1 protein-coding gene is annotated in these 292 nt (G+C 58.2%); it reads right to left on the bottom strand.

Features of this window, described 5'->3' with window-relative positions; genetic code table 11:
- A partial coding sequence (locus tag ACV22W_RS33735; protein ID WP_448023869.1) for a transposase occupies positions 1 to 228 on the bottom strand: 228 nt, incomplete at its 3' end.
- Positions 229 to 292 lie beyond the last annotated feature (64 nt).

Here is a 292-nt window from a genome sequence, read left to right as displayed (position 1 = left end):
GATACGCGCCTCGAGTTCCTGAATACGCTGTTGATCCGGCGTGATTGCCTTGCCCTGCGGCGTGACGCCCTGGCGTTCCATCTGAAGTTGCTGCACCCAGCGGCGCAGCACCGTCTCGCCGACGCCGACCGAGCGGCTTGCTTCCATATGGCTATAACCCTGGTCGAGCACCAGACAGGCGGCTTGCTGTTTGAACTCCGGGGAAAACGTACGTCGTTGCTTGCTCATCAGACACCTCTTCATGGCGACCATTCTCGCCTAAATCAGTGTCCGGATTCATTAGACCACTACA

This window comes from Burkholderia sp. AW49-1 (assembly GCF_053427845.1).
This window is presented reverse-complemented; position numbering and strand designations above follow the sequence as displayed.